The following is an 11,150-nucleotide window of genomic DNA, read 5'->3' as shown; positions in this document are numbered from 1 at the left end:
AAACGGAGCGAACTCCATGGCCCAGCAGAACCGCAATACCCTGAAAAAGTATTTCAAGAAGGGCGCCCTGCCGTCGGAAAAGCAGTTCGCGGATTTGATCGATTCGGTGATCAACATCATCGACGACGGCTTTGAAAAGTCCGCAGAGCACGGCTTGAAGATCGCCGCCATCGGGGAGCGGGAGAAGCTCATCAGCTTCTTTCAGAAGATGGAGATGGTCTGCCCGGACTGGTCCATGGGGATCCACCCGGATACGGGGCGGTTTCACCTCCGCAACGCAGACAGCAAGAGCCTGCTTACCCTGACCCCCGACGGGCGGGTGGGCATCGGCTGCGACGACCCCCGGTCCGACCTGGATCTGCGCGGGACCCTTGCCGTGGAAGGCCAGACAGGTCGGTTTCGCCAGGGGTTGATTCCGGCCGACGGGTGCTGGCATACCCTGGTCAGCGGCCTTGACGGCTGCCAGGCCTTTGAGATCACGGCAGGGGCCGGTAAAAAGCGGGAAGGGCGCTATGCCCTGGTGCATGCTGTGGCCCTGAACACCTTCAGGGGCCGGGGAAAGATCACGATGCACCAAGCCTATTTCGACGCCCGGCGCAACCGGATCCTGATCCGGTGGCGAGGGAAACGCCATGATTATCGGCTGGAGATGCGTACCTGCCGCGCCTACGGAGATGATGCCGCCATCCGGTTCGGCCTTGCGCGGCTCTGGGACGATCCCTTCATGGAATCCTGTGTTCTTCCTTTAGACCCCGGGCAGGTGTGAGATGGGGTCCCTGGTCCTTAAAAAGCGGGATTTCAGCCGGGATGACACCAGCTTTGAGTCCCTTCGCAAAGAGGGGATACGGCTCATCCAGGAGCTCTCCGGTGGGGTGTGGACGGACTACAACCTCCACGACCCCGGGGTTACCATGCTGGAGCATCTCTGTTATGGCATTACCGATCTGGTGCATCGCACGGGGTTTCCCACGGTGGACTACTTCACCGGGGAAGAGGGGTTTGTCCCGGAGGCCGTGGGGATGTTCAGTCCCGAGGCCATCCTGCCCTGCGGGCCTGTGACGGGAGATGACTTGAGAAAGCACCTCTTCGACCGGCTGGAAGGCGTGGAGAATGTCTGGGTGGAGGCCCTTTTTCCAGGGCTTTGGCGGATTCTGCTGAGGGCGGCCCCGGGTGTGGACGCGGCGTATCTCATGGCCGAAGCCACCGACGTATACCACGCCGTTCGAAACCTGGGGGAAGATCTCCTGGAGGTGGTGGTCCTCACCGAGGATCCCTACACCCTGGAAGCGGAGATGGAACTCGACGGATCCCGTTCCCCTTCCGTGGTCATGGCTGAGATCTACCATGTCTGCAACGGGCTCCTGGCGCCGGGAATCCGACCGGAGTCCCATCAGGCGATGCTGGAAGAGGAGGTGGAACTGGCCACTGTCTTCCATGGGCCCCTGACCCGCCACGGTATTTTGTCCCGGCTGGGGCGCTCGTCCGTGGTGGAGAGGGTCGCCGTCACCGAAGTGATCGGGGCGGTGCGGAAGGTGGAAGGGGTGGTGTCGGTAAAAAAACTCTGCTTTTTCAAGGGGGGGCTCCGTCACTTTGTCTGCATCCAGCGAGAGAACAAGGGAAGTGTACTCTCCCTTGCCATCCCCGGGCACGATTCTGACAACCGGGTCGCGCTCTTTCTTGAGGGAAAGCGCCTTGCCGTTGATATAGATCAGTTCAAGGGGCTTTACTCCGCCCTGGAGTTCGGTGGGCGGCGCCCCGTGCCCCACGATCCCGCATCGCTTTATACCCTTCCGGAGGCGACGTTTCGGGATTTCGGTGAGTACACCTCCATCCAGGACCACTTTCCCAATGTCTACGGGATCAACGCCTTCGGCGTTCCCCCCTCCTATCCCGAGGAACGAAAGGCCGCGGCCAGGCAGCTCAAGGGGTACCTGGCCCTGATGGAACAGTTCCTGGCCGACGGCATGGCCACCCTGGATGCCATGCCCGACCTTTTCTCCCCGGAGCCTGCGGTGCGGCGGACCCGGTTCGGGAGGTTCCTTGACTCGGGTCACATCAGCGGCATGGACGGGCTTCGAACCAAAAAAGAGCCCGAGGCCGCCCACAGGGCCCTGATGAAAAAATACGACGCCTTTCATCGGCGCCGCAACGGGTTTCTTACCCACCTCCTGGCCCTTTACGGGGAGACGGTGGAGAAAGAGCCCCTTCGCCGGGACGGAAGCTACTTCAGCGATACCGCCCTTGACGAGGCCCTGATCCAGGTGCGCATCGCCCTTTTAAAACGGCTGCCCGAGATCTCGGCCCACAGGTTCAGGGGGTCGCGTCCGGGGCACCGGGTGGAAGGGGAGCGAAACATCCCGCCGTTTCAAATGAAGTGCGAGATTCTCCTGGGGTTTTACCATCACAAGCATGACTCCCTGACCCAGGCCATCACCCGGGACAGCCTGGAGCTGGTCAGCGACGAACACTACCTGGGCCTGCATGCCGGAACCCTTGCCGCGGACCTCGATGCTGACGGGTCCGGCCACATGGCCCCCATCTCTCCCGCCCCGAAGGAACCCCGGCTCACCTGCGGGGCCGTCCGTGAGTTGATGGTCTCCATCGTCCCTTTTCGTCACAACCTCCTGTTCGATTCCCTTCTGCGGGGCGGTGGTCAGTTGAACCGGTACCGCCTGGTGCACCTGTCCGACTGCGATGATGTGCAGATCGCTTTTCACATGGGGGACACCTGGGTTTACCTGGGCAGCACCCGGACGATCTGGAGGGCCGCCCACCTGGTGCATCTCCTGCGCCGTTACCTCATGTACATCAACATGGCCACCGAAGGGATGCATGTGGTGGAACACCTGCTCCTGAGGCCCCGCTCCTTCGGCACAGACCCGGAGACCCCGCCGGACGGTTTTTACGTCCACGGCATCAGCATTCTGTTTCCCGCGTGGACCGATCGGTTTGCCAGCGACGTCTTTCGCGAAATCACCATGGAGATGGTCGCCGGACAGCTCCCGGTCCACCTTCAGCCCTCCTTTCATTTTCTCTCCTTTGACGAGATGCAGCACTTTGAAACCCTCTGGACCCGCTGGCAGGATGCCGCGGCAGGAGGAGACGAAAGCCGTCGGGACGAACTTGCCGATGCGCTGAAAACCCTGCTGCAAAGCCGGTAAGTCGCCTTTGCCCCACCCACCGAATGACAACCAAGGACGAGCCATGGAAACCATTGTGCTGCTGGTGCATGGAGAGGCTTCGGACGGCTGCTTTTCGCATCCGAAGGTAAGGGTCATCGCAAAAGCCGGAGGGCCGCTCAGCGGCAACGAGGTCCGGGAGTATCTCCGGGGGGCCTCAGCCCCGGAGTGCACCACCTCGTCTTCGGGCTCTTTTTCCGGGCTCAGCGATGCACAGTGCAGCCGTGACCTCGGGGTGATCCCCGGGGCCGGGCCCGGCTTCGTGGACAGCGGCAGGCGGAGCGGCGGGGCCCTGTCGGGCAACCGGGTCTTTGTGCTGCGCGGAACGGATGCCACGTTTTGGGATATCGGGGATTTTGCCCGAAGCTATCGGAAAGTCATCCTGCTGCCCTGCAGCCGGGAACCCAGTCACACGACTTCATGACAACGGAGGAAAATCATGCCTGCAAACTGTTTGGCCTACGCGTGTGGCAGAGAGGAGATCCCCTCGGCCATCGAAGGCTGCCCGGGATGGACTGTGTGGTGCAAAAACAATGAGAAAAAAGCGACCCTCTCCTGGGGATACCTGGCCTGTGCCGTGGTGTACCTGGCCACGGTCACCGGCGGACGACCGGACAAGAAGAATGTCTTTCGAAGCAAAGAGACCATCAACGGGTACGGCCGGGATCTGCTCAGGCTCCTCACCGGAAAAAGCGACGGGGAGTTTCTCCGCGGCCGGGACAGGATCCCTGCGGAAGGGGACCTGCTCATCTGCGGTACCCCGGCCGACCCCCACTATGTGCGCTATACCGACGGGTTGTACACCGGGCAACCGGCCACGGCAGACATTCAGTTCGAGGCCATGGTCCATGGGGATTCCCTGACGCAGTATACGGACATCGCCGGTGGGAAACGCGTCTATGGCATACGCGGGGCTTTTCGATGAACGCCGGCCCCCGGCAGGGGCACCGGAGGCAGTGGGGGCCACGTTATTTACATAATCGTTTTGTAACGATTCAGCTTGCCTCCGGCGGAGCCTGGAAAGGCTTGCGTAAGGCCTGTTTGTCAAATGTTTTAAACGTTTGGCCCCCGGCAGGGCCGCCGGAGGCATTTTGAGCTGAATACTTACATCGTTTTTTACATTCACCGATGCCGTGACGGCACGAAAAACCGAACCGATCGTGGGAGGATGACAACGTATGAAACGGATGAAGGTTGCAACCAAACGAGCCATTGACAGTGAAATCACCGGCCAGCTCCTGAAAATAGACCCCATCCGGGGGGAGCTGATGGCCTACGCCAACCGGTTTATGGAGAAGTACCACACCGACACCCGCCCGCTGCTTGGTGCCATCACCCTCCATGAACTCTGCTCCCTGAGCGTCAAGGGAGGGCTGGGCCTGAGTAACCTCAAGGCCCAGATCAGCCCCAACCCCCCGGACACCCTGGTCTGGGACGGGTATGCCGGTGACTGCGACCTGAACCTTGTCATTAAGCAGGATAAGATTCCCAAGGGCAAAACCGTGGGAGAGGTCATGGCGGCCGTTGCCCAGCGCATCAAAATCCTTCTTGTGGAGGCCATCGAAGACACGCGGTACAGCACCCTGCTTGAGCACCTGCCCCATGGGGCGCTGGGGGGGGACAAGCTGTACCGGTGTTCCCAGCTTGAAGCCCTTGCAAAGCTCATCGATTTTTCGTCAAAGAAGCTGGATATTCCTCTTCAGGTTCCCGTGGAGTTTGCAGGCGCCCAGACCATCGTCAATGTGTTCAAGGACCTGGTCCCCATCCTCACCGCCGTTGGCGGCGCCAACCTGAAAAAAGTCTTTGACCTGATTATGACCGCTGACTCAAAGGACTGGTTGGTGTACTGCACGGAGACCCTTTTTTTTGTCTCGGACCTCAACCGGGTGAATTCCGCCTGGAACGATGTGGACCACAGCTTTTTCCCTTACGCCCCGGGTCGCATGGATGCCCTGGGCCATGAAGTCTCGGAGCTGGCCATCGACCAGCAGAAGGCCCGCCAGAAAGAGGCGGAGGCGACTCAGCCCTACGACGTGTTCAAGATCATTACCTCGGATTTCAGGTACAGCAGCAGGGACATCACCGAAGGGCCTGTCTCCGATGACGACGACACCCTCTTTGAGCCGGAGGAGAGCTACAACCTCTCCATGTACGCCAACAACCTCATCGATGATTTTACCCTGATCCGCACGGCGCTGAAATTCCTGGGCTACTCCGTGGAGTACCGCGATGTCCCGGACACCTCCCCCGAGGCGGAAAAGCTCGATGTGCGAAACGGTGCGGGAAAGTGCGAGTTCGTGGATGTGGCCGTGCCCCATATTACGTCGCCGGAGTGGTATTTCTGCCAGGACCGTACCTACTATCACCAGATCCCCGATCCGGTACCCGACGGCCAATGGGGATTCAAGGTCTGTGACTTTGACTACCAGCTTGAGGAGAACGTCAACCTCATCATCGAAAATTCATGCGGCCTCAGCCACAGCGCCCACAAACTGGGCAAACGGATCGCCCGCATGAAAGAGACCTGGGTGCACTGTGACCATGTGCAGGTGTTCCCCAGAAAGCATGACGGCCCGAGACCTGCAAGCATCACCGAGATCTTTGACGCCCCCAAGGCCCTCGTGGACTCTTTCAGCATGGATTATCAGCAGCTTTACTCCATCCATACGCTTCCGGACTGGCTCTACGACGGGATTTTCCTTTCACTGAAAGAGTTGAAGGATACAGCGGACACCGGCGTTCCCGATGATGTCGTGGGCGCGGCGAAAAAGCTCGGGGAAACGGGCATTTTTGAAATGATGTGCATGGCCGACGTGGTGGACGGTCCGGCAATCGCCGAACTCAGAGCCTTACTGGAAGATGGTCATATCAAAGTCAACTGGGTGGTGGCCGCCTACCTTCTTCTCAAGGCGAGCCAGGTGGCCGACGTGATCTGGTTTCCCACCTTCGGCATCTTTCAGGTGGAAAACCCCGAACAGGTCCAGAAGGCCCTTGCCGTGACAGGCACCGGCAAAGCGCCCATGGCTGCGGGGGATTTGGTCAAGGTGGACTGGGACGCCAGGCCGGGGGTGCCGCCCCTTACGTATTTTCCCATTGAAGCAGGCGATGTCATGGGGCCCTCCCCCGAACACCCCACCCCCTTCTTCGGCCACGGACTGGATGCCTCGCGGCGCGCGATTTATCGCGAAATCAGGTTTCGGCTGAGGCGCGCCAACAACCAGATGCTCCGTATTGCTTACGGGCGCATGCTCAATGCCCTGATGCGAGGCGCCGCTGACAGCTATTCCCTGGAAAAATAATCGGTTTCCCATATACCAACTCGAACAGGTGAAAGGATGGACCCATGGATACCTTGCATATGGTGTGGATCGGAGACCCGGTTCAACATAAAAAAAATGCCTTGATGCTGCTGACCTCCATCGTGAACGACCCCGGCCTCGCCGCCAACGAGTCCCTTAAAATAAAGTACTGGTGCAACGGGGACAAGGCCGGGGCATTGGACGAGATGATCAGGGAGATGGACTCCTCCGGCGAGGACAACAAACCCCACCGGCACACCGAGGTGGTGAACGTCGATGCCATACTCGAAGGCGATATTGAGAACGGGTTCCGGTTGATCTATGAGAATTTCGACGGCCAGGTCTGTGTGGAAAAAGAGGGGGCGGTCAAAGACGCGGCAGAAGGCGTCAAACGGGCGTACGACAGGCTTAAGGAGGTGGCGCCGGTGGCGGCAAAAGACCTCATCGCCCAGTACATCATGTGGCGGGAAGGGGGGCTGTTCCTGGACACGACCATGGAGCTGGTCGATGGCGCGGCATTGCTTGATACCCTGAGTCATACGGACAGGCTAACCACGGTACCTGTGTTGATAGATGAGGTCCAGACCTTTCCTGATTTTCTTCAAAGTAAAGTGAGTACCACCTCTGAAGACCAGGGGATCGTAAAGGAATGGTCGTGGATGAATATAGGTATGTACGCCTCGGATTATGGTGCGTACCTGCACCATTATCAAAACAACCTTGAATGCTGGGGGTTGAGGGCAACGGTTCGCAACAGGCGGATCTTCTCCGTGGCATTGGGGCGGCTTCTGAGATTCTGGGAGACACTGTTTTTCCTTGATCCGCCTGTCCAGGGCACAGAAGAGGATGTGGAGCGTTTGAAAAACGCCATGACGTCAGGACAGGACAAAGCCACCCGGGCTACGGTCATCGGCGGCTCCATTATTTACAGCATGTACGAAGGCATGAAAAATGCCACGAAGAAGGGCTTTGATATCGAACGCGGGTTGCCCTTCGGCTTGGAGGACTATTGCTGGACGGGAACCAAAGAGTCTGGAAAGGTGACCATCGATGCCCTGGGAGTTACCAAATGCTACCAGGGAAGCTGGCGGTAGTGAACGTGAATCAAATCGTTTCATAACATGGAGGAAACATCATGCCTACGAGCATTCCCTATGATCCGTCCCTTGTGTTGGGCAACATCGTCAAACCCGAAAAAATAAAGGCCCTTGAGCACATCGCCACTCTGCAGAAACCCGTGGACGATGCCCAGCGGGAGCTCAATGCCCTCATCCTTGCAAAGCGAAGCATGGACATGACGATCCAGGAAATGATGAACATGAACGTGGATGCCAAGGATCTGGACAAAGTGGCCAAGCAGGTCGAAACCCTGAAAACCTCCATGGCCGATGCGGCCGTGGATCTGGCCAAAAAGACCATTGATGCCCAGAACAACATCAAATCGGCACGGGACAGCCAGAAGGAAGACAAGATAAGCGCCACTGTGGAGAGCCCCATTGATTACAACAAGTCCGCCATCAAGCAGATGCCCCTGTCGTCGGACTCCATGATCATGGATGCCCAGTACTTTCGGTTCGAGTCCAACAATCAAAGTTCGGAAGCCCACTCCAGTTCCATCGCCACCTACGTTTCTGCCCAGACGTCAGGCTTTCTTGAACCTTCCTACGGCGCGTCCGTGGGGTCGTCGGCCAAGAGCGCCATGGAGAGCCAGCATGCCAACCACAAGCTCGAAGGCACCCTGGTGATTACCGCCAACTGCACCCACAAGATCTGCGATATCTTCGCCCCCTTTGTCCTGGACCCGGAAAAGGGCATCCGTGCGTGGAACGTCTACTGCCCGGACCGGAAAATCAATACCGACGACAACACCTCCATGGACCAGGCCATCGAGGGCAAAGACGCAGATACAGCTGGCATGCAGCTCCTCTCCGGGGCATCCTACGGGTCGAGCTTTGTGGGCCTGGTTCACCTGTTGAAGGACGAAAAGAGCGACTCCTCGCAATCGGCGAGTTCCCTGGCCGAGTCCCTCAGCACCTCCATCAGCGAAAACCTGTGCCTCTCCAACTACAGCGGGAAGTTCGGCCTGGACTCCTCCTTTGCTGACAGCGTCAAGAGCCTTTTGAGCACCTCCAACCTCCAGACCCATGCCAGCGTTATCACCATGGGCCTGATTCCCTCCATCGTTTCCAACAAGATTGAGACCTCGGTGCAGAACCTGAAACCGGATCCCAAGGAGGTCATGTCCCAGCTCGCCGCCATCCAGGGTGCCAGCGATTCAGAGGTAAACACCATGGGGTCGGCCGCAGACAAGGCCAAAGCAGGCGAGAGCTTCATGCAGCTGAACAACGCCTACGTCAAAAATGTCGTCTCCGGCCTCGGCGCCTACGACGACAAGAACAACAAAGTCATCGACACCAACTCCCTCATGACAGCCTTCGAGGACTATGTGAAAAAAGCCATCGCGGGCAAATGCGGCGTCCCCATCAACTTTTTCCTGAAGCCCATCACCTCCAGGCAGCTGGCCGAGGCCTGGCTCAACAAGTTCTACCCGGGTCAGTTTATCGGGGAGAGCTCCGGTGACGATCAGTCCAAAGGTCCCGCAAAGAAATAAGCACATCATCACAGAGGAAACCACATGTACGTCTTAAAAAGCAGCGATGGCCAGCATACGCAACTGGGAACCTCGGCTGGCAACCGGCAGGAAAATCCTGACGGCTCCTTTTGGGTCACAGGCTGGGGCCCGGTGACCCAGGGCAGGATCGGCGTGGGCGCTTCCTACTTCCTGAGCGATGCCAACGGGAATAACTTCATGTCGGTGAGGGTGACACAGATCGGTGGGGCAGGCATGGGTGGCATCTGTTTTGAGCTTAACCGCTAACCCGGATATTTCACGCGTGGCGTGTTGCGATTATTCATCAAATATCCGGGCTAAGGACAAAGGGGCATCCCCCTTTTTCCAAATGACGTGGAATGAATACGGAGGGAAAGGCGATGAAAACTGTGATCGTTTTTTTGGTGTGCCTCGTGTTGCCCCTGGGGGCTTCCGCACGGATGATTTCCTTTGATCAACACGTCTGCGATACCTCGACGGTGTCCTGCTCGTTCACCAAAGAAGACGCCGGGCATATCAAGTTGAGCATTTGGTGGGGCACGGGAGAAGCCCAGCACACCACATCGTATCTCTGCGAGAAGAAAGTCGACTCCTGGCAGGACCTGGTTGTGTACGCAAAAGGACTTGCCCTTTACGTGGGCACCACGGACCACATCGATATCAAGGAGATCCTCACCCAATTGGGCCTGCCGAATTTTAAGGAAGGAAACTGATGACCCCGGCACACCGTTTCTGCAAAGGCCCCGGGAACAGCAAGGGGCTACGCATGTGCGCGTTGCCCCTTTTTCGGCCCCGTGGGGCCATCTCATACAAAAGGAGCCATTATGGTGACATTCGTCGCATCGGAAGGCACGCAGTGGTACGTCAAGATGACGCTGACCTCGGAAGAGAAAACAAGGATCCTCAACGTTGACTGCTCGGACAATGTGGCCTTTGACACCCGGTCCGGCGGATCCGTGGACGGGGCGTGGAGCGAGGTGGCGGTCTCCGGGCACAGCCTGCGTTATGCAAAGGCGGGAAAGACCTTTACCATCTCGGCCAACATCACCGACGGCAGGGCGTTTACCGTTTGTGGAAAGACGGTGGCAGGGCCTGAGCCTGCTCCGGGTGATCCGGAGTTTTCCCACGATGAGGGAAACGGCGATCCCGTAGAAATCTCAGACGAGGAAAAGGGCGAGCCCCTGGCGATGCATCCCATTGAATCCTGGTTCACACGCAGCGTCTGGGACGAGCTCTTCCCCCATGCCAACCACCAGTGTTTTGAAGGGGTAACACCTTACAGCTATGATTCGTTTATTAAAAACGTCCGGTATTTTTCGGGCTTTGCCTCAGGAGAGGAAAAAAGTCAGAAAAAAGAGGTCGCCGCCTTTTTCGGCATGGCCCTTCAGGAGGTGGGGGGCAAGTCCCTTCGTGACGGGGGCCCCATCGTCTTAAAGGGGCTTACCCAGACCAAGGCCAAAGGGTTCTCAGAGCCCGCCTGGACCGATGTACCCAGCCACAAATGGAACCTGGCGTTTTCCAGTGAACAGGGCCACGAACGAAGCCGGGCTTACGACACCGGGTATCCCCTTAAACCCAACCAGAAGTACTTCTCCGGAGCCGGAATCCTTCAGCTCAGCTACCCCGTCAACTACGCCCGTTTCAGCCAGTTTTACTACGGAGACAAGGAGATCCTCCTCAACGATTCGGACCGGGTGAGAAAAGACTCCGACCTGGTGGTGGCCTCCGCCCTGTTTTACTGGATGGCCCAGGCCGGAACCCGCCCCTCCTGCCACTGCTGCTTTACCGGTAATCCGGTCAACGACATCGACAGGGTCTGCTACGAGCGCATCACCAGTCTGGGCTTTAAAAAAGGTATGGCCATGGCCATCGCCGCGGTGAACGGCATCGAGTGCGCCATCCCCGCCGATTACCGCGTGGGCACCAGAGTAAACGGCTACTTTGAGTACGGTAAAGCCTTTGGCCTCACGGAAGACGAGCTGCTGAGGGAGTGCTTCGTGGAGACGGCGGAGATGTCGGGGAACCTTCACATTGCGGGGATTGCCTGAGGGGCTGGAATCA

The 11,150-nt window shown here is 58.4% G+C and carries 10 protein-coding genes; all 10 read left to right on the top strand.

The features are described from left to right. The first annotated feature begins 16 nt into the window (after positions 1–16). The 10 genes from BLQ12_RS08110 (at position 17) to BLQ12_RS08065 (ending at position 11,137) form a co-directional block, all read left to right on the top strand. Positions 17–766 (top strand): hypothetical protein, encoded by a 750-nt coding sequence (locus tag BLQ12_RS08110; RefSeq protein WP_092210066.1) that lies wholly within the window; start codon positions 17–19, stop codon positions 764–766. 1 nt (position 767) lies between these two features. Next, positions 768–3,161 (top strand): hypothetical protein, encoded by a 2,394-nt coding sequence (locus tag BLQ12_RS08105; RefSeq protein WP_092210064.1) that lies wholly within the window; start codon positions 768–770, stop codon positions 3,159–3,161. A gap of 43 nt (positions 3,162–3,204) precedes the next feature. Then, entirely contained in the window at positions 3,205–3,603 is a 399-nt protein-coding gene (locus BLQ12_RS08100; protein ID WP_092210063.1) for a hypothetical protein, read from the top strand. 15 nt (positions 3,604–3,618) lie between these two features. Further along, positions 3,619–4,104, top strand: a complete 486-nt coding sequence (locus BLQ12_RS08095) for a hypothetical protein (protein WP_092210061.1) — start codon at positions 3,619–3,621, stop codon at positions 4,102–4,104. A 253-nt stretch (positions 4,105–4,357) separates the two neighbouring features. Continuing rightward, entirely contained in the window at positions 4,358–6,478 is a 2,121-nt protein-coding gene (locus BLQ12_RS08090; protein ID WP_092210059.1) for a hypothetical protein, read from the top strand. Between the two features lie 44 nt (positions 6,479–6,522). After that, on the top strand, positions 6,523–7,572 hold the full coding sequence (locus BLQ12_RS08085; protein ID WP_092210057.1) for a hypothetical protein: 1,050 nt from the start codon (positions 6,523–6,525) through the stop codon (positions 7,570–7,572). Between the two features lie 41 nt (positions 7,573–7,613). Next, positions 7,614–9,089, top strand: coding sequence for a hypothetical protein (locus BLQ12_RS08080; RefSeq protein ID WP_092210055.1), 1,476 nt, complete (start codon positions 7,614–7,616; stop codon positions 9,087–9,089). A gap of 24 nt (positions 9,090–9,113) precedes the next feature. Beyond that, positions 9,114–9,356: a hypothetical protein gene (locus BLQ12_RS08075; protein WP_092210054.1), complete on the top strand. Its 243-nt coding sequence runs from the start codon at positions 9,114–9,116 to the stop codon at positions 9,354–9,356. A gap of 113 nt (positions 9,357–9,469) precedes the next feature. Then, positions 9,470–9,802: a hypothetical protein gene (locus BLQ12_RS08070; protein WP_092210052.1), complete on the top strand. Its 333-nt coding sequence runs from the start codon at positions 9,470–9,472 to the stop codon at positions 9,800–9,802. 111 nt (positions 9,803–9,913) lie between these two features. After that, a complete protein-coding gene (locus BLQ12_RS08065; protein ID WP_092210050.1) occupies positions 9,914–11,137 on the top strand; it encodes a chitinase in 1,224 nt (407 codons plus the stop codon). Positions 11,138–11,150: the final 13 nt, after the last annotated feature.

It is taken from the genome of Desulfoluna spongiiphila, assembly GCF_900101345.1.
Classification (GTDB): Bacteria; Desulfobacterota; Desulfobacteria; order Desulfobacterales; family Desulfolunaceae; genus Desulfoluna; species Desulfoluna spongiiphila.
The sequence above is the reverse complement of the archived record's forward strand: the minus strand, read 5'-3'. Positions and strand labels throughout refer to the sequence as shown.

Excerpts from the sequence above, each read along its gene's own strand:
- BLQ12_RS08075 (WP_092210054.1), top strand. The coding sequence starts at position 9,114 with ATGTACGTCTTAAAAAGCAGCGATGGCCAGCATACGCAACTGGGAACC.
- BLQ12_RS08110 (WP_092210066.1), top strand. The coding sequence starts at position 17 with ATGGCCCAGCAGAACCGCAATACCCTGAAAAAGTATTTCAAGAAGGGC.
- BLQ12_RS08065 (WP_092210050.1), top strand. The coding sequence starts at position 9,914 with ATGGTGACATTCGTCGCATCGGAAGGCACGCAGTGGTACGTCAAGATG.
- BLQ12_RS08100 (WP_092210063.1), top strand. The coding sequence starts at position 3,205 with ATGGAAACCATTGTGCTGCTGGTGCATGGAGAGGCTTCGGACGGCTGC.
- BLQ12_RS08095 (WP_092210061.1), top strand. The coding sequence starts at position 3,619 with ATGCCTGCAAACTGTTTGGCCTACGCGTGTGGCAGAGAGGAGATCCCC.
- BLQ12_RS08080 (WP_092210055.1), top strand. The coding sequence starts at position 7,614 with ATGCCTACGAGCATTCCCTATGATCCGTCCCTTGTGTTGGGCAACATC.
- BLQ12_RS08090 (WP_092210059.1), top strand. The coding sequence starts at position 4,358 with ATGAAACGGATGAAGGTTGCAACCAAACGAGCCATTGACAGTGAAATC.
- BLQ12_RS08105 (WP_092210064.1), top strand. The coding sequence starts at position 768 with ATGGGGTCCCTGGTCCTTAAAAAGCGGGATTTCAGCCGGGATGACACC.
- BLQ12_RS08070 (WP_092210052.1), top strand. The coding sequence starts at position 9,470 with ATGAAAACTGTGATCGTTTTTTTGGTGTGCCTCGTGTTGCCCCTGGGG.
- BLQ12_RS08085 (WP_092210057.1), top strand. The coding sequence starts at position 6,523 with ATGGATACCTTGCATATGGTGTGGATCGGAGACCCGGTTCAACATAAA.